This window comes from Tunturibacter psychrotolerans (assembly GCF_040359615.1).
Classification (GTDB): Bacteria; Acidobacteriota; Terriglobia; order Terriglobales; family Acidobacteriaceae; genus Edaphobacter; species Edaphobacter psychrotolerans.
Window position 1 is genome coordinate 956,127 of record NZ_CP132942.1, and the last position, 24,203, is coordinate 980,329.

Consider the following 24,203-nt stretch of genomic DNA (forward strand, 5'->3'; position numbering starts at 1 on the left):
CTTTGCAGCTTAGGAGGTTTGTCGCTCCTCGCGTGTTACGGAGATTTTTTCCCAGTCTTGTGAAGGTTTTGTGGCTGGGTGCAGGGTTGGCCGAGGTTTCGATCAGATCACTTTTCGGAGCGCGTTGACGACCTTTTCGCCTGCCATCTTGACGGCGGAAGCCGCCGTTTCACCCGCCGCCATGGTGTGTGTGAGCGCTGATCTCCGTGGTGTTTTCGGTTCTTCGACAGGAGAAGTTTCGATCTCCCCGCCGAAGATCGTGTGCCCCTCTTCAAGGCGATCGAGCGCTGCGTTCAACTGTTCGACTACCGCCTCGGCTTCATCTTCGATGACGATCAGTTCCAGGTTGATCCTTCGATAAATCATATCGGTGTCCCCGTCCTGCAATTGTATGCTCGCCCTGATGACCTGGGTTAGGCAGTTTGCTGCTCCTCGAGGGTTAGGGAAAGTTCCTCCCATTCGGCAAGGAGGGTTGTGCGCTTCGCGCGGAGTTCGTCGAGTTCGGCGGCGTCTTTTTGGGACTGCTCGGCTGAGGTGAAGTTGCCTAAGCGGGCCTCTGCTTCGGCGATGAGGGATTCCAGGTGGGGGATCTCTTCTTCGGCGAAGCGGAGACGGTCTTCGAGTTGTTTGAGTTTGATGGGATTGAGGCGTTTGATTGCGTTGGCTGGCGCGTCTGGTGGTGGTGCGGGTGCTGCGACGATGGGCGCTGGCGCGATTGGGGCTGAGGTCAAGGAATTTGTGATCTGTTCGGTTACTTTTTCAGGGCCGCCCTGTTTGCGCCAGAGGTAGTCCTCGTAGTTGCCGGGGTAGATGTGGAGGCGGCGGTCTTCTACTTCGAAGACGCGGGTGGCGAGGCCGTCGATGAAGTAGCGATCGTGCGAGACGAAGAGGACGGTGCCGGTGAAGTTGCGGATGGCGTCGAGGAGGACGTCTTTGGCGCGGAGGTCGAGGTGGTTGGTGGGCTCGTCCAAGAGTAGGAAGTTGGAGGGCGAGACGAGCATCTTGGCCATCGCGTAACGGTTGCGTTCGCCGCCGGAGAGTACGCCTAGTTTTTTGAAGACATCGTCGCCGGAGAACATGAAGCAGCCGAGGAGGGAGCGGAGTTCGACGACGGGGACCTTGGGGGCGGCGCCGCTGATGTCGTCGAGCATGCCGGCGGCGGGGTCGAGGATTTTGTACTGGTCCTGCGCGAAGAAGTCTGAGAGGACGTTGTGGCCTTCGCGGATGGTGCCTGCGGTGGGCTCTTCCTGACGGCTGAGGAGGCGGATGAGTGTGGACTTGCCTGCTCCGTTCGCGCCTACGAGGGCGATGCGGTCGCCGCGCTCGATGGTGAAGCTTAGGTCGTCGAGGATGAGTTTTTCGCCGCCGGTTGGCGTGGGGTAGATCTTTTTGAGGTTGGTGACTTCGAGGACAGTGCGTCCGCTGGCCGGTGGCTGCGGGATGGAGAAGTGGATGGTGGACTCGTCTTCGGGGACCTCGATACGCTCGATCTTTTCGAGTTCTTTGATGCGGGACTGGACCTGTTTGGCTTTGGTGGCCTGGTAGCGGAAGCGGTTGATGAAGGCTTCGAGGGCGTCGATGCGGTCGCGCTGGTTTTTGTAGGCGTTCATCAGTTGGGTGCGGCGCTCATCTTTTTGCACGACGTACTTCTCGTAGTTGCCGTGATAGGTGTGCATGCGCTTGTTCCAGAGTTCGACGGTTTTGTTGACGGTGACGTCGAGGAAGTAGCGGTCGTGCGAGATGAGGATGTAGGCGTTGGGATAATCGTGGAGATAGGTTTCGAGCCAGTTGCGGGATTCGATGTCGAGGTGGTTGGTGGGCTCGTCGAGGAGGAGGAGTGAGGGCTTTTGCAGGAGAAGCTTGGCTAGCGCGATGCGCATCTGCCAGCCGCCGGAGAACTCTTCGGTGTTGCGGTCCCAGTCTTCTTTGGAGAAGCCCAGGCCGCCGAGGACTGCGCCTACTTGCGAGTCGAGGTTATAGATGTCGTGGACGTGCAGCTGGTCGGCGATGTCGGAGTAGCGCTCGGCTGCTGCGAGGTACTGCTTGGATTTGGGGTCGGCCTCGGAGAGTGTGGTGGTGAGTTCGATGGATTCGCGCTCTAGCTCGTGTAGGTGATCGAAGACGGAGAGGCACTCGGCGAAGACGGTGCGGCCGCGTAGGGCGAGGCCATCCTGCGGGAGATAGCCGAGGGTGACGCCCTTGTTGCGGGTGATGGTGCCGTAGTCGAGGGACTCGATGCCGCCGATGATTTTGAGAAGGGTGGACTTGCCGGTGCCGTTGCCGCCGACCAGACCGGTGCGCTCGTCTGGATTGATGAGCCAGTTCGCGTCTTCGAAGAGGAGTTTTTGGCCGAAGCGTTTGCCGGCTGAGGAGAGTTGGAGCATTCTTCTTCTATTTTCTCATTGCGGGGGGAAAAGCGTGTCCTGCCGGACGGCGCCCTGCGCGGGCAGCGGTCACTTCGTGACTTGTGTCCCGGTCTTGGCGGGTTAGCTGCGAGAGGCCTCCCGTTGGTCGGCTTGATTTTTTGTTTGCGACCAACGGGAGCACCAACCAAAGGGGTACACACGTCACGAAGTGACCGCTGCCCGCGTAGGGCGCTTTCCCGATGAAGTCAAAAGGAATCCGTTTGCAGGGTGAGGTTCGTACTTGGAGTGTTATGCGATCACGTTTTGCAATGCTTGTCTGTTTGTTTGGGTTTGCTGTTTCGGGCTTCGCTTCGCCAGCTGTGGCGCCAGCAGCTTTGCATTGGCAGGCTTGGTCGGATGGAGCGTTCGCGCAGGCTCGGGCAGAGCATAAGTTTGTGCTACTGGATCTCGAGGCGGTGTGGTGTCACTGGTGCCATGTGATGGACGACGTGACGTATCGCGATCCGGCGGTGGTGAGGTTGCTGAATCAGAGATATGTGCTGGTGAAGGTGGATCAGGATTCGCGACCGGATATTTCGAATCGGTATCAGGACTATGGGTGGCCGGCTACGGTGGTGTTTGCGGCGGATGGATCGGAGATTGTGAAGCGGCAAGGGTATCTGCCGCCGAAGCTAATGTCATCGATGTTGCAGGCGATTATTGACGATCCTTCTCCGGGGCCGAGCATTGAGAGCGAGGCTGCGTTTCGTCCGGCATCGGATTCGGTGATCAAGTCTGCATTGCTGGCGCGGATCGAGGCGCAGTACGAGAAGCAATATGACAAGCCAATTGGTGGGTGGGGGTTTGTGCATAAGTATCTCGATGAAGAATCGGTGGAGTATGCGATGCGGCAGGGGGCTCGGGGGAATGCGGAGTATGCGAAGCGTGCGGGGGATACGCTGCATGATGCTACGAACCTGCTTGATCCGGTTTGGGGCGGGATGTACCAGTATTCGGTGGGGCGGCATTGGACGGAGCCGCACTTTGAGAAGCTGATCTCGATTCAGGCGGATGCGCTGCGGGAGTATTCGCTTGCCTTTGCGGAGACGCGAAATCCTGAGGATTTGAATGCGGCGCAATCTGTGCATCGCTATGTTACAAATTTTCTGACTGCTCCTGCTGCGGGTGTTTTTTTTGTGTCGCAGGATGCGGATCTGCATGATGGGCAGGAGAACGAGGCTTATTTCAAGCTTTCGGATCAGGGGCGGCGGGCGCAAGGGATACCGCGTGTCGATACGCATGTTTATGCACGCGAGAATGGGTGGATGATCGCTGCGCTTTGCGATTATTACGCTGCGAGCGACGATGTTACTGCATTGGCGCAGGCGCGGAAGGCTGCGGGATGGATTGTTGTGCATCGCAGTTTGCCTGGTGGGGGATTTCGGCACGACGATGTTGATCCCGCCGGGCCTTATCTTGGCGATACGCTGGCGATGGGGCAGGCTTTTCTTGCGCTGTATAACGTTACCGGCGATCGTGGGGATTTGAAGGCTGCTGGTGCGGCGGCGGACTATATTGCGGGTCACTTTGCGCCTGCGGCGGTGGGCGGAGGATTTGTTACGGCACAGACGGCTACGGATGCTGCGTATCGGCCGCACCCTGATCGAGATGAGAATGTTGCGTTGGTGCGGTTTGCTTCGGGACTTGCGCTGGCTTCGGGGGAGGAGCGGTATCGGGCTGCTGCCGTGGAGGCGATGCGGTATCTGGCGGCGGAGTCGATAGCGTTGCGGCCGTTATCCGCTGGCGTGCTGCTTGCTAATGAGGATATGACGGAGGCTCCGATTCACGTTACGGTGTTAGGGGCCGCGTCGAATGCTGATGTGGTTGCGCTCCACACTGCTGCGTTGCGTGCGATTACGTCGCATGAGTTGATCGAGGTGCGCGATCCGGCCGATCCTGCTCCGCTGCCTACAAGCGTTACGTACCCTCCGTTGAAGAGAGCTGCGCTCTTTCTTTGCACGGCGCAGGCTTGTTCGTCGCCGATCTTTCGCGGGGAAGAGGTTCGGGGGAAGATTCAGCGGGCGCAGCTCCAGGCACAGCGTTAGGCGATGTGGCCTTCCGGCCGGGACCGCTGCGCGCGGTGCGGTCACTTCGTGACTTTTATACCCCTTCGGATGGTGCTCCCGTTGGTCGCAGACGAAGATCTTCTGTCGGCTAGTGGGAGTCCGAAAGCGAACAGTGTTTTGTGAGATTGAACAGTGAAGGGTGTGGGCGTTGTCGGTCGGATATCGCTTATGTCTTCTTGAGATTGTAGTTACGGACGTTCTTGTGGCATGTGCTTTTGGCAGGGGAATTGCACATTTCCATTACTAGATTCTCACTTTCGGAGGCTGTGATGGCTTATTTTGAGCGGGTTCGCGATGTGGTATCGGGGCCGTTTAGTCCTGAAATTATGGCGCAGCGTACGGCTGCGGGATGGCAACTGGTGTCGATTGAGTGGAGGCGGGAGCTGCCAGATCAGGAGACTCCGACAGAGGGAGCGTTTGGCGAGGAGATTCCTTATGGGCTGCAAATCTCGGAGGACTGCATGAGGCTTGAGGTCCATCCGAGGGAGAATCAGACGCTGATGTTGATGATGGATCTGTTGGGACAGGACTTCTCGTATGCGAGCATCGTTAGCGATTTGAATGAAAAGGGGTTTCGTATGCGGAATGGTGGGCCGTGGAACAGGGTGGCGGTGTTTAACATGATGCCACGGCTGATTGAGGTGGGGCCGCGCTTGTTTTCCTCTGACGAGTGGAAGAAGCGGGAGAAGAGGTTGTCGCAGGTGAAGGCGCCGGATCTCTTTTAGCTATTGGGGCGCGGGAATTACGGGGTCGGAGTAGCCGTCGACGTGGCAGAGCCGCGCTTGTCGAGTCTTGTCTGCAGGTATTTTAAAGGCTTGCTACGGCATTTGACCGGATAGACGCGTCCAATCGACAGAGGGATCTTTTGAACCAGATAAGTATTGATACAGTGGCGCCCGCGGAGCTACAACGCTGGTGGCGTCGGCGTTGGGTTCTCTGGACAGGTGCGGTTTTTGTTCTGGTGGCGATTGTGGGGGCGTTGATGGTGCAGTGGGGATTGCGGCAGTTGCAGCCGATGTTGCGGCGAAAGGTGGTGGAGACGCTTTCGGCACGGTTCCATAGCCCGGTGGAGTTGGATCGGTTCGAGCTGTCGATGCGTAAGGGCGTGATCGTGCGGGGTGGGGGGCTGCGGATTCTTTATCTAGCGGGGCCGACGAAACCGGATGCTCGTCCGAATGCGCCGCCGATGGTGGTTGTGGATAGCTTCGAGTTCGGTACGAACTGGAGAGAGCTGCTGCGGCCGACGACGCGCATCGTAGGGGTCAAGGTGCATGGGCTGACGGTGAATATTCCGCCGAAGGAGGAGCGTGGACCGTTGATGCAGGATGATCCGAAGCAGAAAGGACAGTCGGCGCTGGGAATTACGGTGGACCGGATTGAGTGTACGGACGCGAAGATAACGCTGGAGACGCGTAAGCCGGGGAAGAAGCCGCTGGAGTTCGAGATCAGCAGCGTGGTGTTGACCGATGTTGGGGCGAAGAAGCCGTTGAACTTTACGGCGGTGCTGCGAAATCCGAAGCCAGTGGGAGATATTCGCTCGACCGGGCACTTTGGGCCGTGGCAGAAGGATAATCCGCGGGATACGCCGATCGATGGGGATTATGAGTTCACGCATGCGGACCTGTCGTCGATTCATGGGCTGGGGGGGATTTTGGCGTCGACGGGTAAGTACGAGGGGACGCTGGGGGCGATTGCGGTGGATGGAACGGCGGAGGTGCCGGAGTTCCGGCTTGATATCAGTGATCATTCGCTGCCGATGCGGACCGAGTTCAATGCGGTGGTGGATGGGACGACGGGTGATGTGCGGCTTGAACAGGTGAAGACGCGGGTGGGGCGGTCGGAGTTGACGGCTACGGGGTCGGTGACAAGGGCGGCGGGCGCCCAGGGGCATACGACGGATCTGCATGTGGTGATGGAGAAGGGCAGAATTGAAGACATGCTGGCGCTGGCGATGAAGGGAAATCCCGCGCTGATGCGGGGGGCGCTGGCGACGAAGGTGCATGTCGTGGTGCCGCCGGGGACGGTGAGCGTTTCGAAGAAGGTGAAGCTGGATGGAACGTTTGCGATTCACGACGCGCTACTGAACAACGTGAAGATGCAGCAGCAACTGGATGCGATGAGCGAAAGGGCGCAGGGGAAGCCGAAGCTGGCGAATGCGCAGGATGCCGCGGTGGTGGGATCGTCGATGTCGGGTACGTTCTCGCAGGCCGATGCGGTGATGCAGATACCGGAGCTGAACTACCAGATGCCGGGGGCGCAGGTGACGATGAATGGACAGATCGAGTTGATTGAGAGCACCTACGAGTTTCATGGAAAGGTGAGGACCGAGGCGACGGCTTCGCAGATGACGACGGGGTGGAAGAGTATGTTGCTGACGCCGTTCGACAAGCTGCTGAAGAAGAATGGGGCTGGGGTTGAGTTGCCGATCAAGGTGACGGGGACGCGGTCGACGTATGACTTGCGCCTGGATTTTCCGCACGATACGCGGGCGCCGGCCAAGCTTCCAACCCCTGCAAAATGAGAGAGTTTGGGAAAGGGGAGCCCTGGATGGTGCTTTGGTCGGAGAGACAATCGCGAAGCGCTCTGCTAGTGTCAGACTTGAGAGTTATTCGAGCCGAAGAGGTTTGTGTAGAACGATTTGATGCGGAGTTTGATGTCCGGACAGCCACAACTTTTCCCGAACCCTGAACCGACCGTTGAAGATGCGGCGGTAAATAAGGTTGAACCTGTAAAGAGAACAGCGCCGGTGTGGCTGCAGCGGCTGTCGCTGTTTGTGCTGGTGCTGTTCTGCGTGTACCTGGGCGTGCTGGTGATGGTGTTGCCATGGTGGACGCGGATATGGGACCGCAATGAGTTCATCCTGGCCCGGCCGTGGCTTGCTGCGGTGTTGCATAATGGCGCGGTGCGGGGGATGATCTCCGGGCTGGGGCTGCTGGATATATGGATCGGTGTCTCCGAGGCGGTGCACTACCGCGACTACCGGGGATGATGGGCGATCGACTGCCGGTTTTCTAACATGTGGATAGAGAGACTATGAACCCTAAGGTGCCGGATACGCTGGAGCAGGCTCCGCTGGCGTATGAGAATGCTGATTTTTTGAACTCGCCCGAGGGGCGAATGCTGAGGATTCTGGCGGAGTACCAGGAGCCGATGGCGCGGTTTCGGCGTGAGCGGATTCAGGACACGGTAGTGTTCTTCGGGTCGGCCCGGTTTCGGGCGCTGGATGTGGCGAACTCGGAGCTGGAGCTGCTGGCAAATACGGGGTCGGCCCAGCCTGCGCCGAAGGAGGAGCAACCGGCGAGCCCAGAGGAGATAGAGAGTGGCGAGGCGAGCGCGCAGAAGTTGAAGCTGGCCGAAGCTGCGGTGGAGATGGCTCAGTACTATGAGGACGCGCGACGGCTGGCGGGGATGATGGCTTCGTGGGCGAAGACCCTGCCTGGGAGGCGGCACCGTTTCGTGGTGACCTCCGGTGGTGGACCGGGGATTATGGAGGCGGCCAATCGCGGGGCGTATGAGGCTGGGTGCAAGACGATCGGGCTGAACATCAAGCTGCCGTTTGAGCAGCATCCGAACCCGTACATTACACCTGCGCTCAGCTTTGACTTTCACTACTTCTTCATGCGGAAGTATTGGTTCGCTTATCTGGCGAAGGCGTTGGTGGTGTTTCCGGGCGGGTTTGGGACGCTGGATGAGATGTTCGAGCTGTTGACGCTGGCGCAGACGAGGAAGCTGGCGAAGAAGATCACGGTGGTGATCTACGGGTCGGAGTATTGGAAGAAAGTGATCAACCTTGAGCTGCTGGCCGAGAAGGGTGCCATTGCGACGGCGGATCTGGAGCTGTTTCAGTTTGCGGATACACCGGAGGAGGCGTTCGCGCTGTTGAAGGCGGGGTTGACGGAGAATCACCTGGAGTCCGACTACGAGCGGGAGCAGGCTAGGCTGGAGAAGGAAGAGATTCCCGATCATCCGGCGCCGAGCGTGCAGGAGATGATGGGGCCGGATATCGCGAAGACGCGGTAGTGGTGGCTGCCGGGTTCAATGGTTGACGGGTGCGGGCTGCCCAATGACCTCATTTGCTGTCAGCTAAAGAGATGTCAGGGTCCGGGGCACGCTTGGTATAGTGCGTGCAGTGTCTGCACTTCGAACGAGGTCATAGTTGATTCGTTCATTCCGCACCTTGATCTGCCTTTCAGCGATGTGGGCTCTCGCCGTCACGGCTTCGGCCGAGATCAGTGCATCTCGGCATCATCCGATGAATCCACCGACTGAGCGAGACGATGTTGCGAGCATCTCTTTGGGCCGAGCCAAGGTGCCGTTGTACGGGCCGTGGAAGTTTCAGATTGGCGATTCGCCGCTTGATCCTGTGACGGGTAAGCCACTTTGGGCGGAGCCTGGATTTGACGATTCGCAGTGGGAGACGGTGAATCTCAGGCACAAGCCGGGAACGCCTCCTTCAATAGTTGGATCGCCAAACTCAGTGCCGGGCTGGACTGTGAGAGGACATCCAGGGTATGCGGGTTACGCGTGGTATCGCATACACGTTGGCCTGATTGAACCGCCCGAGACGCGAGTGGCTCTTGCCGGGCCCCCCGCTGTGGACGATGGTTACCAGCTTTTCGCCAACGGCGCACTGATAGGCAGTTTCGGCGACTTTAGCGGAAAGACGCCGACAGTCGGCGTTGCCAAGCCGATGTTCTTTTCTATCCCGCAGGACTCTTTGCCACAGGTGGGGATCTCCGGCACACCCGCAACCTCCCTTGTGCTTGCCTTTCGGATGTGGATGGACCCCACGACTCTGGTCGGCTCATCCGATGCGGGTGGTTTTCACACCGCGCCCGTATTAGGCAGTGAGGACGCCGTTTGGGATGTGTACAAGTTAGATTGGCTGGCACGGGTACTTTCGACTGGATCCAATGCCGCCTTCGCTGTCGGATTCGTCGCGCTGGCGCTGCTGCTATTCAGTCTTAGATTGGTTGACCGCTCCGACTCGGTCTATCTCTGGATTGGAAGTGTATTTCTCCTCCGAGCGGTCGTTGAAGCGCTGCATAGTGCGGTGAGCTGGATCGACCTCAACGGCATCACGTGGACCTGGATGACTGATGTTCTTAATTCACTGATCTATGCCGGATGGCTGATGGTCTGGTGGGTTTGGTTTGGGCGGCCCCGACCTGCCTGGTTACGGTTCGCAGTGTTTGGTTTGGCAGCGCTGAATCTGATTGCGACCTTATATGCCGGACCGACATCGGTTATTTCCGCACCCACCTCGGTTACAGCCGCCTTCTACGTCGCGGATGTTATTTCTCGGCTACTCTTATTCTCAACTCTGATCTGGATCGTTGTTCAGGGGATTCGACGACAGGGCGTCGAGGGCTGGCTGGTCTTGCCCGCCGTGATCCTCTTCGGGGTTGGGCTTTGGGCACCCGAGTTGGTTAGTTTGAACGTTCCTTTCTTTTGGTACCCCTATGGCGTGGGCTTCACGATGTGGCAAGTCATAGATGTTGCCCTGGTAGTGACTCTCACGTTGCTTTTGCTCCGGCGGTTGTTACGGTCATTGGAACGGCAGCGTTTGATGGCACTCGACGTGAAGCAGGCACAGGAGGTGCAGCAGGTAGTCCTGCCAGAGTCACGGCTGGTATTGCCGGGCCTTGTGATCGAGAGCGAGTACCGGCCTGCGCGCGAGGTGGGTGGAGACTTCTTTCAGATCATTCCGAATGGAGCAGATGGAAGCTTGCTGATCGTTGCCGGTGACGTAACCGGCAAAGGTTTGAAGGCTGGCATGCTGGTGGCGCTGCTGGTTGGGGCGATTCGGACGGCGGCTGAGGTTTGTACGGATCCGGATCTGATCCTTCGTACTTTGAATAAGAGACTATTAGGCCGTAGCCAGGCTCAGGCTACCTGCCTTGCGCTCACCATCGCAAAAGACGGCGAAGTGGTGTTGGCCAATGCCGGGCATGTGCCTCCGTATCGAAACAAAGAGGCGATTGCGATGGAGGGGGCTTTGCCGCTTGGGATGGTCGATGGCGCAGAGCCTTCCGTCATGCGATTTCAACTGGTTGAGGGCGACACGCTGGTGTTGATTTCGGACGGTGTTGTCGAGGCCACCGACGCGAATAAGCGGCTATTTGGATTCGAGCGGGTGGCAAAACTTTTAGAGACGGCAGGTACCGCTGCGGAGATTGCGAGTGCTGCGCAGGAGTTTGGACAGGAGGATGACGTTAGCGTGATCTATATGACTCGGACTGCTCGTCTGTAATGATCTTGGAAGGTGTGTCAGAAGGATGACATCGAGAGAGTCGATGGTCTGAGTCTTGCGTGGGAGGCTGTCAAGTCACGCCTTCTGATAGGATTCTCGTTCTGGCACGCTCGAAAGTAGTTAGATCGTTCGCGGCACCCATCTTTTTTTGAGGTCTTGCATGCAACGGAAACCAAGTGTCCTTGCCGCACTCTTTCTTGTCGTAGTGTTGATGTTTCAGAGCTTTGGGGCGATGCTTCTGGCTCAAGCGGCCGCTGCGCCGCCACCGCCTCCTACGCCTGCGGAGCTCGATCAGTTGCTCGCGCCGATAGCGCTCTATCCCGACTCATTGCTGGCGCAGATTACAACGGCTTCGACGAATCCTCAGGAGATTCTTGATGTCGATAACTGGCTGGCGCTGAATAAGGGCCTGAGCGGAACGGCGTTGACGGATGCGGCGCAGAAGCAGGGTTTCGACCCGGCTTTTATCGCGCTCACCAACTTTCCTTCCGTGATCGAGATGATGGCCGAGAATATCGACGACTACGCTGCGCTTGGGACGGCCGTCTCTTCGAATCAGCAGGAGGTGGTGGCGTCGATTCAGCGGCTGCGTTCGCAGGCCTACGCGGCAGGAACGTTGCGCAGCACGCCGCAGCAACAGGTTGAGGTGCAGCAGAGTTCGGGACAACCGATCTATGTGATTCAGCCGGCGAATCCGCAGGTGGTGTATGTGCCGCAATATAATCCGACGGTCGTTTACGTGGCGCCGAGCACCAGTAGTGTGGTGGCGGCTTCGCTGATTGGCTTTGGGGTGGGGATCGGGATTGGTGCGCTGCTGGTGAACAACCAGCCTTGGGGTTGGGGTGGCTGGGGATGGAACTGGGGTGGGCGCAGCATCTACTACAACCATGGCCCTTGGGGTGGATGGCATGGTGGGTACTATCCGCCGCGGCCGTACTATCGTCCACGGCCGGTGCCATATGGCAACCGTCCAGGATATGGCGGCAACTGGGGATATCGTCCGCCGAACTACCGGCCGCCGATGTCGGCGAATCGGCCGGGGTACAGCCGTCCTGGCTATGGTCAGCCGGGTTACCGTCCGGGCCGTCCCGGAGGATCGCCGGGTGGTCCAAACAATGGGCGTCCGGGTGGGCAACCGGGAGGGTCGCGTCCTGGGACTCCGGGATATCGACCGGGTGGGCCGGGAAACGGGAACCGTCCAGGAACTCCTGGGAATGGAAATCGCCCGGGAACCGGTCCGGGGAATGGGAATAAACCTGGAACTCCGGGAAACGGAAACAGACCGGGAACTCCTGGGAACGGAAATCGCCCGGGGACAGGTCCGGGAAATCCTGGAAAGCCGGGAAATGGAAATCGACCAGGAGGTGGTCAGGGCGGAGGTCGTCCGTCGCAGCCTGGACAGGGCGGAAGACCGACACCGCAGCCGGGGCAGGGTGGAAGACCGACACCGCAGCCCCGTCCAACTACGCGGCCGGCGCAACCGAATCGTCCTACGCAACAACCGCGTCCTACGCAGAGCCGTCCTAGTCCGCAATCTCGTCCTACGAACCAGAGCAGGCCAGCGCAACAGTCTCGGCCCTCAGGGGGGCAGTCGTCGGGGTCGCGGCCACCATCGAACCGAGGGTCGAACGGCAAGCCTAACTAGATTGTCTGTGTTTAGGAGCCTTGAGACGAGGGGGCTTCGTACCCACCGCGCCGCTGGCTCGCAATCGGAGTGTGTGGCACTGACTTGCCCGATTCTGGCGATCGAATGAGACCTACAACCTTCGGGGAATCATTGTAGATAATAGGTTTACGGATTTTGAAGCTGCATTGTTGGTGCAGTTACACCCTCGTCACATTTGGAACCCATACTGCACTCGTAAGCAGCCTGAGAACCTGGGGGTGACCCGATGAGCCAGTCGAGTGTTTCGTACCTGTGGCGGGAACCGGAGGCGGCGAAGGGGTTTGAAACCGGGGTCTCGCTGCATAGTCACACGAACCAGTCAAAAGAGACGTTGGATTTCATCTCGGAGATGTCCAAGGACTGGAGCGTGCTGCAGCCGGTGATGCGGTGGGCAGAACGACGGTGCAAGCGGCGGCAGAGCATTGACCTGAACTATGCCCGAGGCTACTGGACTCCTCCGCTGACACCAAGTCTCGCGTTTGACCTGGAGCGGCGGCAGATCGAAGAGAAGCTGCAGATGCAGGCTCTTGTTTCGATCACCGATCACGATGACATCAATGCGCCGATGCTGCTGCGATCGGTGCCTTCGTCACGGCATATTCCGGTGTCGGTTGAGTGGACGGTGCCTTTTGGCAACACGGCGTTTCATATCGGCGTTCACAATCTGCCAAGCGCGACGGGCGCGGCATGGATGGAGCGTCTCGCTGCGTTTACTGCGCTTCCGGTGGCGACTCGTGAGCCTGAGCTGCTGCGGGAAGTTCTGGCTGAACTTGATGAGATTCCGGGCGTCCTTGTGATTTTCAATCATCCGCTGTGGGACCTTTATCGGGTGGGCAAGGAGAAGCACGACGTTCTGGTGAACGAGTTTCTGGCGCTGTATGGGCAATATGTGCACGCGCTCGAGCTGAACGGTTTGCGTGACTGGAAAGAGAACCGCGAGGCGGCGACTCTGGCTGGGAAATGGAATCAGCTTGTGATCAGTGGCGGCGATCGGCACGGTGTGGAACCGAATGCGAATGTGAACCTGACGCGGGCGGGGAGCTTCACTGAGTTCGTACACGAGGTGCGACGTGAGCGGCAGAGCCATGTACTCTTTATGCCGCAGTATGCCGAGCCGTGGAAGCACCGGATTCTGCAGTCGACATTGGATGCGATCCGCAACTACCCGCACTTTCCGGAGGGCTCGCGCCGCTGGGATCAGCGGGTCTATCATCCGGACGCCAACGGAGAGATTCGTCCCGTGTCTGAGCTTTGGCCCAAGGGCTATGCGCCGCGCCCGATACAGGCGGTTCTGTCGATGGTGAGGTTGATGGGCGCAGCGCCGTTGTCGGGTGGCCTTAGGATGGCGTGGAACGACAGCGTCGAGATGCAGACCACACTGGCAAAGCTGGATGCCTGAGGAGCGAAGTCAGCAGAATCGATGTGTGACCGTTTTTTGGTCCGATTTAATCTCTTCGTTCGATTGCGGAGATACTTGTTTCCGCAGGAGAAGCGCGCGGGGTAGTCTAGAGCGATGCGGGTGCCGCGGGTTGCCTACTTTCCGGACTCCTTCCATGAAGTGAACGGGGTGGCGCATACGAGTCGCAACTTTGTGGCCTATGCGGGGCGGCAAGGGCTGCCGTTTCTTTGCGTGCGTGCGGGCGGGCGGGCGGAGGCTTTCGAACAACGGGACGAACTGAGGACGTTGGAGCTGGGGCGCAGTCGTACGTCGGTGCGAATGGAAAAGGATCTTGAGTTCGACACGCTGTTCTGGCGACACGGCAGAGCGATTCGACGGCAGTTGGAGCGGTTTCGGGCGGATGTGATCCACATCACAGGGCCGAGTGAGTTGGGGATCTTTGGCGCGTACTTTGCGTGGGAGATGGGGATTCCGCTGGCTGCGTCGTGGCATACGAATGTTCATGAGTACGCAGCGCGACGGATGGGCTGGCTGACGGGAAGGATGTCGGAGCAGGCGGGTGCGACTACTGAGCGCGGGGTGGAGGCGGGGGCCTTGTGGGCAGCGTCGCGGTTCTATCGGTTGGCGAAGGTTTTGTTTGCGCCGAATGAAGAGCTTTGCCAGATGCTGGAGAGAACGACAGGAAGACCCTGCTACCTTATGCAGCGAGGTGTGGATACGGAGTGGTTTTCGCCCTTGCACAGGACACGCGAGGCGGGTGAGTCGACGGTGGTGCTGGGGTATGTGGGGAGGCTTTCGATTGAGAAGAATGTGAACCTGCTGGCGCGGGTGCAGAAGGAACTCGCGGTGGCGGGAGTGGACGGAGTGAGGTTTCTGATTGTCGGACATGGGAGCGACGAAACAGAGCTGCGGCGGGAGTTGGCGGATGCGGAGTTTGCCGGGGTGCTCCGGGGAGCTGCGCTGGCACAGGCATACGCGAATATGGATGTTCTAGTGTTTCCGTCGCATACGGACACGTTTGGAAATGTAGTCCTGGAAGCGCTTGCAAGCGGGGTGCCGGCGGTGGTGACCCCTGACGGTGGACCGAAGTTTATCGTGCGGGATGGCGAGACTGGATTTGTAACTAATGATGATCATTTTGCGGTCGCGGTCGCGGAGTTGGTGAGAGATCGGCAACGGCTGGAAGGAATGCGGCTGAAGGCACGGCAGTATGCGTTGGGGTGTAGCTGGGACGCGGTGTTCGACCGGGTCTATGCAGGCTATGAGACGGCGCTACGGGTGCGCGGGGCTGAGTTGAAAGTCGGCGAGCTGGCGTAGTGGGTTTCGACGATGACGGAAGCAATTATTTATCTCCGTCCGGGCGCACGTTCGCGAAGAAGAGCATAGGAAAGTCGTTTTTGATCGGCTCGGGTCGATTTATCCAGGATCGTGGAACCTGTCGGGTTTCTTTTGCGTAACAACCTTCGCCAACCCTTGCAAACAGGAGATCACTATGTCGTTTTTAGGAAATAGCTCAACAGGATCCGCCGCTTTGGTTGCGGCGGTTGCTCTTTCTTTTGCATCTTCGGCTGCGCTTGCTCAGAGCTCCGACAAGGATTGGCAGAAGGTATATGCCGTGAGCGGCGGGAGTGCTTCACTCACAGTGGAGACAGGCGATAGCGGTCTTGAGATCCGCTCCTGCGGCGAGTGCAAGGAGATCAGAGTCCATGTGGTGTCCACTCGGAATCTAAGTGAGTATTCCATCGAGGAGCGCCAGGAAGGGGATCATGTTTCTTTCAGGATCGATGAGAAGCCTCGTGCTGGCATCCGCATTCAATGGAATGAGAGCAGAAGGACGAAGGTGACGGTGGAGACTCCGAGGAAGCTGAATCTTGATGCCCGAGTGGCGGACGGTAATCTGTCTGCGCGAGACCTGACCGGCAGTTTTCAGGTTCATTCTGGCGACGGAGCGGTGTCGCTTGATGACATTCAAGGCGATGTGTACCTGGTTGCTTCGGACGGCAGCATCAGCCTGCATAACGTTGTCGGCACGCTTGATGCGCGAGGCTCGGACGGCAATATGAAGATCGATGGGCAGTTCACGATGGTTCGGCTTGAGACGAGCGATGGTAGCCTTGACTTTACGCTTGCTCCTGGTTCGCAGCTGACCGCTGCTTCATCGATTGAGAGTTCTGATGGACGAGTTTCGATCCGGCTGCCGCAGACTCTCTCTGCAGACGTGGATGTAGCTACCGGGGATGGACACCTTATTTGCACGCTCCCGCTTACGATGGACCACTACAACAGCGGAGAGTCTAGCGGCCATCATCTGCATGGGCATTTGAATAGTGGCGGAGTTCCGTTCAGCATTCACGCATCTGACGGAAACGTCAGTATTACGACCCTCTAGTAGCGTAGTTCGCCTACGTAGGCGCAGTAAGGCGCGAGTGTCATCTCGTCGAGATGCATGGTCCCCATAGCCTCGTCTGAGCGCAGGATGGTGCGGAGGAAGCTGCCGCGAAGGCCGAGTTTTGTTAGGTCGCTCTTTAGAGAGAGTTGGACAGGTCGTGCGGTGAGGTTGAATAACAGGACCAGAACGGGGGAGCCGGCAGAGACGACTTTTGCCTTGCGGACGAGGACGAGAACGTTCTGGTCGTCGCGGTTGATGGTGAGGCTGGCGCCGGTGGCCAAAGTGGCGTTGCCGTGATGGAGGGCGCTGAGCTGGCGGTACCAGTTTAGGAGAGAGTTGGGGTTCGCATCCTCAAGAGCTTCATTCGGTGTGGTATCTAGGGCTGAAGGTTCAGGTGGGGAAATGAGCTGGCCCTTTGCGGGCGGTGGTGGGGCGTCCCAAATGATGAGCGGAGTCGTCGCGGCTGATGCGGACGACGCACGCACACCCAGTTCCTGGCCGTAGTAGAGGAGTGACTCGGCGCGAGTGGTGAAGAGCAGGGTAGCTACGAGCTTGGCGATGGCGAGATCGTGTTGGCCGTCGGCGTAGCGGCTCATGCTGCGAGTGAAGGTGGGGCCGTCAGTGGCGAGAAGAGGCAGGCTGTGTCCGGCTTGCTGGATGTCCTGGAGACGTTCGATGATGGGGCGGATCACGGCGGCGTTGAGGGTCGTGGTGGCGGCGAGACTGTTGTCGAGGAGGAGTTGTGGGGATTGGGTATCCAGCACCGTGAAGGCGGGGGCTGTGGCGCCAGTGGGTGGCTTTCGTTGTGAGCGGGCGTGCGCATGATGACGACCGCGTGACGCTGGTTGTGCCCTCGGCTGAGGCTGTGAGGCTGCGGTCAGGTTGGGGTCGGCGTCAGCGATGATGATTCGCTGGCCCAGATAGCTGGTGTTCGCGGTGCGAAGAGTTGCGGCCTGGGTACGGGCAGCGTCATTGGTGCCGGAGACGTGGAAGCCGGCGATGCCGCGGTTGAGCCAGAAGCGCGCGACGTTGGGCAGGTCGGCGGCGGGGATCGCGGGGTCGAGATCAAGGAGGACGCGGAGATGGCGGCTGCTGGCTTCTCGGAGAAGATCATCGAAGTCGTCCAGGGTGCCGAGGCCTGGGGCGATCTCCTGTGCGTGGGTCGCGTCGGGTTGGAGCGGGGTGAGGAGGATGGCGTCGGCGCCGAGGGAGTGAATGTAGTCGAGGCGTTGGCTGACGCCGTGCAGATCGCTGCTACCGGTGGGGTTGAAGTTGGCGGGGTTCACCTCGTAGATGATGGCTCGCTTCCACCAGATATCGGTGGTGATGCCAGAGCCTACCCAGCCGGGTCGCGCGAGGGTTTGGGATCGAGCCGAGGGAATGGTCGCGGTCAGAATGCAGAGGGAGAGAATGAGGGGCGTTCGACGGAGGTTGATCATGCGTTCGTTATTGTGATGCTACCCGAGACATGGGGATGACGACGGATGAGCGGAGTATGAGATGGGCTCGTCGCGCATAAATTTGCTCATTCCTTGTGTTTGGAGAGGCGAGGTTTTATGGTCAATGAATCCGATCCAGCGAAAAAGGAGATTTGCACATGAGAGGTATTGCCGCTTTTGGTGTGGGGGCTGCGTTGTTGTTTGTTCAGACGGGGTTGGCTCAGATGGGCGCACCAGATACTCCGCCGCCGGTTTCAATGCAGGCTTTTGCGGGGCCCCTGGCTGCAAAGTATCGCGTAGATGCAGATCGAATTCTGAAGGCGTCTGAGACCGAGGACGATGGATATGTTGCGCTGACCTACCTATGCGACCACATCGGCAAGAGGCTGAGCGGATCGCCACAGCTGAACACTGCGGTGGAGTGGGGCGCGGAGTTGATGCGCAAGGCTGGGTTGCAGAATGTGACGGTGCAGCCGGTTATGGTGCCCCATTGGGTGAGGGGGAGCGAGTCGGGTGCGATTGTCGCTCCCGTGACGAAGCCGCTGCATATGCTGGGGCTGGGGATGAGCGTGGGTACGCCGAAGGAAGGGATCACAGCGGAGGTGGTGTTTGTGCCGAGCTTTGCTGCGCTGGATGCGATGTCTGCGGAGCAGGTGAAGGGAAAGATTGTGGTGTTCAATCCTGGCTGGCATGGTTATGGGTTCAATGTGATGTATCGCGGACTCGGACCGTCGAAGGCTGCGGCGAAGGGCGCTGTTGGGGTGTTGGTGCGTTCGGCGACGGGCCTCGCGATGCAGACGCCGCATACGGGTGCGCTGCGGTATGACGAGAAGGTGCCGAAGATTCCGGCGGCTGCGATCTCGGTGGAAGATGCGCTAATGATCGAGCGGTTGTGCAAGGAAGGACCGGTGAAGGTGCATCTGCAGATGGATGCGCATATGGAACCGGAGGTGAAGGCCGGTAATGTGATCGGCGAGATTGTGGGAAGTGAGCATCCTGAGCAGGTGGTGGTGATTGGCGGCCATATCGATTCGTGGGATGTTGGGCAAGGCGCGCAGGACGATGGATCGGGAATCATGGGGGCGTTCCAGGCGGTTACGCTGATTCACAAGCTGGGACTGAAGCCGAAACGGACGATTCGCCTGGTGTTTTGGGTGAATGAAGAGAATGGCGGAGCGGGCGGAGTAGCTTATCGCAAGATGGTCGGCGAGAAGATTAAGGATCAAGTCGCGGCGATTGAGATGGATGAAGGGGCGGAGAAGCCGTTGGGGATGGGGTACGGTGGGTTCGAGTCGATGATGCCGGGTGCGGCGCCGTTTGATCTGAATAAACTCCCGCCGGATCAGCAGCAGTCGTATGCTGCGTTGCAGGATATCGCTTCTCTGCTGGGACCGATTGGTGCGGATCGGGTGCTGCCGGGTGGGGGTGGATCGGATATCGAGCCGCTGACTGATGATGGAGTGCCTGCGCTGGCTCCGCGGACTGACGATCAGCACTACTTCGACTGGCACCATACGGATGCGGATACCTTGGATAAGGTCGATCCGAAGGAGTTCCGGAAGAACGCTGCGATGTTGGCGGTAGTGACGTATGTGCTGGCCGATATGGATGGGCGGCTGGCTGGGAAGAATGCTGCTGCTGCGAAGTAGTTTTTAGAAGCGAATGGCTGTAGTGGACGCTCCGCTACAGCCATTTTTGTTTAGTTCGGTGGCGGAGCGGTGGACGGTGGTACTGGCTTGCCATTTGCCGTTTCTGACTCCATGAGTTCGACTCGTGTGCCGTCGGGATCGAAGAGATTGACCTGGCGTTTGCCGTTGACGCCGGTGTGAGGAGCTATTGGTTTGCCGTAGGTTTGGAAGGCGCGGCGAGATTCGAGGGTACTGATGGACTTTGCCACGTCGGGCACGAGGAGGGAGATGTGCTCCTGGCCGCCGCGTTTGTCGGGTGGCGGAAGATCGCGGTAGAGCATGAACTCTACGTAGTCTTTGCCGTCGGGCACCTGCATGTCGATCCAGCTTAGCTGCGTGCCGTTGGAGCTGCCACGCCAGAACTCGTGGAAGCCGAGAAGATCGCCGTAGAACTTGATGGACTTCTCGCTGTTGCCGACGAGAAAGCCGAGATGGTAGATGGAGTCGGAGATGTTCGTGGCAGGAAGAGACTTGCCGGCGGTGCGAGCTTCGAGACCGTCTGGTTGCGGCTCGTCGAATTCGACGAGATTGCCGTCTGGATCTTTGATCGTCAGAGTGAGGTCGCCGGTTGTTACATTTTTGAGAACCGGTGAGGCGACTTGGACGCCACGGGAGATGAGGTAGCGGCGCATCCGTTCGGCGCTGGAGACGGTGAAGGCGATGTGACCCAGGCGGCCGGAGCCTGCGCGTGGCTGCAGGTTCAAGAGCTCGACGAACTGGTGGTCGTTGATCTTGAGGATAGCGTTAGTGATGGAGCCATCTGGATTCTTGTGTTCAGCGGATTCGTCGTAGCCGAGGAGGCCGTGCCAGAACTCAAGGGCTCTGGGTAGATCTGAGACGAAGAAGCCGACGTGCGAGATGCCGAGTATCTTGGGACGAGTTGGTGCGGTTTGAGCCTGGATGGTCAGCGCGCAGGTGAAGAGGATTGTGCAGATTGCTGCTAGTCGCTTGCTTCGATTCATCTGGAGTTGCGGTCCTTTCGTCGGAGTCATCGTACATGTCTCAGTGTGGGCTGAGGCCTGTGTTCTCTTGAAAATTCATGGTGCTTCGATTGACAGGGCAGGGCAGGCTCGATAGCCTCGAAGTTCGGCAGTGATTGGTGGGCCAATCTTTTTGCTGTCCGAATCCCAAGAGCCCTCGTCGGCGATGCACGCGATGCGATGGGGCGGAAGACTGGACATATGAGCACACGAGCTGATTTCAGCGTTGATGAGTGGGACCTCCTGCGTTCCTCTCCGTTTATGGCAAGCATTCTGGTGGTGGCGGCCAGCCCGAGCGGACCGATTGGCCTCGTTCAGGAGTCGACCGCTGCGGGCAAGATGATTTTGACCGCTGCTTCGACTGCGCAGACGCCTCTACTGAAGGATCTTGCTTCAGATCTGACGCAGAAGATGTCGATCCCCAAGCCTCCGGCTGGAGCCACCCCTGCACAGGTGCAGGGTGCGGCTACCGAGATCCTGAAGCGGACTTCGGATCTGCTGGCGCAGAAGGCTACGCCGGAAGAAGCGACCGAGTTGAAGCAGTGGCTGGCCGGAGTTGCGAAGGCGACCGCGGAGGCGACCAAGGAAGGCGGCTTTCTCGGCTTCGGAGGGACTCTGGTCTCCGATGAGGAGAAGGCGGCGCTGGCTACGGTCAACTCTACGCTGGGGCTTGCGGCCTAGGTTCAGCACGTTTAGTCGATGTCGAAGCTGACTCCTTGTGCGAGGGGCAGGTCGGTACCGTAGTTGATGGTGTTGGTGGCGCGGCGCATGTACTGCTTCCATGCGTCGGAGCCGGACTCGCGTCCTCCGCCGGTTTCTTTTTCGCCGCCGAAGGCTCCGCCGATCTCTGCGCCCGAGGTTCCGATGTTGACGTTGGCGATGCCGCAGTCGGAGCCGGTGGCGGAGAGGAAGAGCTCGGCTTCGCGAAGGTTCATGGTGAAGATCGACGAGGAGAGGCCCTGGGGAACGTCGTTGTGGAGGGCGAGGGCGTCGGCGAAGTCGGAGTATTTGAGGACGTAGAGGATGGGGGCGAAGGTTTCGCGCTTGACGGTGTCGGTCTGGGAGCCGATCTCGACGAGGGCGGGGCGGACATAGAAGGCTTCGTCGTTCGTGGTGGGGACTCGGTCTCCGCCGGTGACGGCTGCTCCGGAGGTGCGGGCCTCTTCGAGGGACTTCTGCATGGCGTTGTAGGAGCGCTCGTCGATGAGCGGGCCTACGAGGGTGCCTTGTGCGCCGGGGTCGCCGATGACGACGGAGCCGTAGACCTTTTTGAGCTGTGGAATGAGCTTGTCGTAGACATCAGCGTGGACGATGAGGCGGCGGAGCGTCGTGCAGCGCTGGCCTGCGGTGCCCATGGCGGAGAAGGCGATGGCGCGGAGGGTCAGGTCGAGGTCGGCGGTGGGGGCGACGATGGCTGCGTTGTTGCCACCTAGCTCTAGGATGGCTTTGGCGAAGCGTGCGGCGAGCTTCGGGGCTACGGCGCGGCCCATGGCGGTCGATCCGGTGGCGGAGACGAGGGGGATGAGCGGGCTGTCGACGAGTTGCTCGCCTACCTTGGCGTCGCCGATGAGGAGAGTGGCGAGGCCTGTGGGAACGCCGCCAAACTTTTTCGCGGCTCGCTCGAAGATGGCCTGGGTGGCGAGGGCGGTGAGGGGAGTTTTTTCGCTGGGCTTCCAGACGACGGCGTCACCCGAGACGAGGGCGAGCGCGGCGTTCCAGCTCCAGACGGCGACGGGGAAGTTGAAGGCGGAGATGATGCCGACGACGCCGAGGGGGTGCCAGGTCTCCATCATGCGGTGCTTGGCGCGCTCGGAGGGGACGGTGAGTCCGGCTAGCTGGCGGGAAAGACCGGCGGCGTAGGTGCAGATGTCGATCATCTCCTGGACTTCGCCGTGGCCTTCGGAGAGGAGCTTGCCGGTTTCGATGGTGACTAGGCGGCCGAGGGGTTCGAGGTTGGTGCGGAGCTCTTCGCCGAGGAGGCGGATCAGTTCGCCGCGTTTGGGGGCGGGGACGTTGCGCCACTCGAGGTAGGCGGCGTGGGCCTGGGCGATGGCTTTGTTGGCGGCCTCGGGCGTGATGGTGGCGATCTGGGCGATGACCTCGCCGGTGATGGGGGTGCGGACGGTGAGGTTGCCGGTGGTGGCGGGGACTCCGAGGTGCGCGAGGATGGCTTCGACTTCTTTTCTGATCGTCATGGTTTGTCTGGATTGTTCTCGTGGGCTAGCGTAGTTGGTTCGGGTCAAGGGTGGCAAGTTGCCGGCAGGGGGGTACCCCCCCTATATGATTCGCGTAAATACCTTTGAATCAGTAGTTTAAAACCGACGTCGCCTCGCAAAATCGTCATAACAAAGGGCTTATATGCAAATTCGTCCAAGCAAAGGGGTTACGGGTTTGCAATAGAAAAAGCCCCAATTAGATCGGGGCTTTTCCAACTCTGATACCAGTATAGCGATTGGAGGGGAACTAATACGCCACGCGAATGCGCTGGATTGACGCGGGTTTTCGCGACTGAGGGGATTGACAACCATTTATCCGGTTAGACAGTTATATGAAATCACGGCTTTGGCAGCGCTTTCCGACTACCGACCTCGGGCGTTCGCGACGGGTCTGCTTGAATGGTTTTCGTACTTTCTCTTTCGTCTGCGCTCGCAACCGGAACAGTGATTCCAGTGGCCGCGATATAGAGATTGCTCTTCTTTCTATACGACACAGCGATGGTGTGAACGCCAGCCTCTTCGTTTGTCCCACGTGGGAACTCGAGGATGTAGCGCTCCCGCAACATTTGCGTGAACTCCTTAAGCCGGAAGATGGTGGTGTGCTCGCTGGCTTGCAACTCGATTCCACCGCTGTTCACGCATATCTGTTCGAACTTGTCCTCGGGGCCACCGAAGGAGGGCGATCTTATGTGACGTATCTCTGTTGTTTCACCTGTTGGTTTCTCAAGCTTCAAGACGGTCATTATGGTCGGCAGAAGACCGAAGACAGTCTCGGAGCGGATCTGTGCATGGAACATGACGTCTTTCCAGAGGGTCTTGCTGCCGGTGTCTTCGCCATCGGTGATGGCCAGGAGTACGCGTCTGCCTGGTTGCTTGTCGAGGTCTTTGAGCACCTCTGACATAGAGTCCCATAATGGCAGGGTGGTCCTGCAGTATGGCGGAGGGATTTTCTTCTCTCTCTTTAGCTCTTCGTTTTGCGTTTGACGAATCTTCCATGGCGCCATGGCTCTCGTAACCCCGTCGGCGAGCGCGGCCGGATTTGCCCCGGTGCCGTAGATCGTGCGGATCAGGTTGCAATCAATGGCGTAGACCGAGACGCGATCCTGGGAATGGAGGAAATCAGGCGGGAGCGCAGCGATGGCTGTGATGAGCGACGGCAGTAGTTCGTTGCCGGGTTTGCTTGCGTCGATAAGGATTGCCAGGGAGATTGGATCATCGCCCTCCCGGCGAACGTAGGTTGGGCGAAACAGCGGCCCGGAGTCGAGGCTGATGCGGAATCCCGATGGGTCGATCGGCTTCATTCGATCGTAGTCGTGAGAGAGGACGAGGACGGGGACCTGCTTGAGATTGGTGTAGACGCGGAGTGTGGGAGTGGGGGGAGTTGCTGTGGAAGATGCTGGGGGCTGCGCGGCAGGCGTTGCTTCGGGATTTGACTGGGCGCTGAAGCAAGTTGCAGTTAGTGTGAGGACCAGAGCGATGATGCAGGCAGGCATCCGAGCCAGGCCTGACGGCCTCTTTCTTTTTGAGATCATCCGCTGAACCTCTCTGCTCACGGTCTGTTCGACCTCCGCGACGTCTCTCTCGACAGCGATCATTCTATAGGAGAATGAAAGAGGGTTGATGAGTTGCCAGGGAGGACGTTCACGCTGGGTGGGCCGCGAGGAACTTTTTGTATTCGGCATCGAGGCCGGTGATAAGGGTC

General features: G+C 59.1%; 18 protein-coding genes. 12 read left to right on the forward strand and 6 right to left on the reverse strand.

From position 1 onward, the window contains the following. Positions 1-102 precede the first annotated feature (102 nt). Both RBB77_RS03850 and RBB77_RS03855 read right to left on the reverse strand, forming a co-directional pair. Positions 103-366 (reverse strand): hypothetical protein, encoded by a 264-nt coding sequence (locus tag RBB77_RS03850; protein ID WP_353064862.1) that lies wholly within the window; start codon positions 364-366, stop codon positions 103-105. Between the two features lie 47 nt (positions 367-413). Next, the gene (locus tag RBB77_RS03855) at positions 414-2,384 is read right to left on the reverse strand and encodes an ABC-F family ATP-binding cassette domain-containing protein (RefSeq protein WP_353064863.1); all 1,971 of its coding nucleotides are present in this window, start codon (positions 2,382-2,384) and stop codon (positions 414-416) included. Positions 2,385-2,656: 272 nt separating this feature from the next. On the opposite strand from RBB77_RS03855, the gene RBB77_RS03860 reads away from it, so the two are divergent. The 10 genes from RBB77_RS03860 to RBB77_RS03905 all read left to right on the forward strand — a co-directional run bounded on the left by RBB77_RS03860 (position 2,657) and on the right by RBB77_RS03905 (position 16,178). Continuing rightward, the gene (locus RBB77_RS03860) at positions 2,657-4,450 is read left to right on the forward strand and encodes a DUF255 domain-containing protein (protein WP_353064864.1); all 1,794 of its coding nucleotides are present in this window, start codon (positions 2,657-2,659) and stop codon (positions 4,448-4,450) included. A 290-nt stretch (positions 4,451-4,740) separates the two neighbouring features. Then, on the forward strand, positions 4,741-5,196 hold the full coding sequence (locus tag RBB77_RS03865; RefSeq protein ID WP_353064865.1) for a recombinase family protein: 456 nt from the start codon (positions 4,741-4,743) through the stop codon (positions 5,194-5,196). Positions 5,197-5,336: 140 nt separating this feature from the next. Next, complete coding sequence (locus RBB77_RS03870; RefSeq protein WP_353064866.1) at positions 5,337-6,992, forward strand: AsmA-like C-terminal region-containing protein; 1,656 nt, start codon at positions 5,337-5,339, stop codon at positions 6,990-6,992. A gap of 132 nt (positions 6,993-7,124) precedes the next feature. Further along, positions 7,125-7,460, forward strand: a complete 336-nt coding sequence (locus RBB77_RS03875) for a hypothetical protein (protein ID WP_183973518.1) — start codon at positions 7,125-7,127, stop codon at positions 7,458-7,460. 44 nt (positions 7,461-7,504) lie between these two features. After that, the gene (locus RBB77_RS03880; protein ID WP_353064867.1) at positions 7,505-8,491 is read left to right on the forward strand and encodes a TIGR00730 family Rossman fold protein; all 987 of its coding nucleotides are present in this window, start codon (positions 7,505-7,507) and stop codon (positions 8,489-8,491) included. A gap of 136 nt (positions 8,492-8,627) precedes the next feature. Next, positions 8,628-10,724, forward strand: a complete 2,097-nt coding sequence (locus tag RBB77_RS03885) for a PP2C family protein-serine/threonine phosphatase (protein ID WP_353064868.1) — start codon at positions 8,628-8,630, stop codon at positions 10,722-10,724. Between the two features lie 160 nt (positions 10,725-10,884). Continuing rightward, the gene (locus RBB77_RS03890) at positions 10,885-12,369 is read left to right on the forward strand and encodes a DUF3300 domain-containing protein (protein ID WP_353064869.1); all 1,485 of its coding nucleotides are present in this window, start codon (positions 10,885-10,887) and stop codon (positions 12,367-12,369) included. Positions 12,370-12,616: 247 nt separating this feature from the next. Beyond that, positions 12,617-13,789: a PHP domain-containing protein gene (locus RBB77_RS03895; protein ID WP_353064870.1), complete on the forward strand. Its 1,173-nt coding sequence runs from the start codon at positions 12,617-12,619 to the stop codon at positions 13,787-13,789. A 114-nt stretch (positions 13,790-13,903) separates the two neighbouring features. Next, positions 13,904-15,106: a glycosyltransferase gene (locus tag RBB77_RS03900; protein WP_353064871.1), complete on the forward strand. Its 1,203-nt coding sequence runs from the start codon at positions 13,904-13,906 to the stop codon at positions 15,104-15,106. A 175-nt stretch (positions 15,107-15,281) separates the two neighbouring features. Then, positions 15,282-16,178 carry a DUF4097 family beta strand repeat-containing protein gene (locus RBB77_RS03905; protein ID WP_353064872.1) on the forward strand — a complete coding sequence of 299 codons (897 nt, stop codon included), beginning with the start codon at positions 15,282-15,284 and terminating at the stop codon, positions 16,176-16,178. Here the strand turns inward: RBB77_RS03905 and RBB77_RS03910 are convergent. Beyond that, the gene (locus tag RBB77_RS03910; protein WP_353064873.1) at positions 16,175-17,617 is read right to left on the reverse strand and encodes an alpha-amylase family glycosyl hydrolase; all 1,443 of its coding nucleotides are present in this window, start codon (positions 17,615-17,617) and stop codon (positions 16,175-16,177) included. The two genes, RBB77_RS03905 and RBB77_RS03910, sit on opposite strands and share 4 nt — an antisense overlap. A 158-nt stretch (positions 17,618-17,775) precedes the next feature. Here RBB77_RS03910 and RBB77_RS03915 point away from each other — a divergent pair, with 158 nt between their 5' ends. Next, positions 17,776-19,266, forward strand: coding sequence for a M20/M25/M40 family metallo-hydrolase (locus RBB77_RS03915; RefSeq protein WP_353064874.1), 1,491 nt, complete (start codon positions 17,776-17,778; stop codon positions 19,264-19,266). A gap of 50 nt (positions 19,267-19,316) precedes the next feature. Here the strand turns inward: RBB77_RS03915 and RBB77_RS03920 are convergent, their stop codons facing one another. After that, a complete protein-coding gene (locus RBB77_RS03920) occupies positions 19,317-20,297 on the reverse strand; it encodes a VOC family protein (RefSeq protein ID WP_353064875.1) in 981 nt (326 codons plus the stop codon). 189 nt (positions 20,298-20,486) lie between these two features. Between RBB77_RS03920 and RBB77_RS03925 the strand changes: the two genes are divergently transcribed. Further along, a complete protein-coding gene (locus RBB77_RS03925; RefSeq protein WP_353064876.1) occupies positions 20,487-20,966 on the forward strand; it encodes a hypothetical protein in 480 nt (159 codons plus the stop codon). 11 nt (positions 20,967-20,977) lie between these two features. Here RBB77_RS03925 and amaB read toward each other — a convergent pair whose 3' ends face one another. Beyond that, positions 20,978-22,480 (reverse strand): L-piperidine-6-carboxylate dehydrogenase, encoded by a 1,503-nt coding sequence (gene amaB, locus RBB77_RS03930; protein ID WP_353064877.1) that lies wholly within the window; start codon positions 22,478-22,480, stop codon positions 20,978-20,980. Between the two features lie 359 nt (positions 22,481-22,839). Next, entirely contained in the window at positions 22,840-24,033 is a 1,194-nt protein-coding gene (locus RBB77_RS03935) for a hypothetical protein (RefSeq protein WP_353064878.1), read from the reverse strand. Positions 24,034-24,203: the final 170 nt, after the last annotated feature.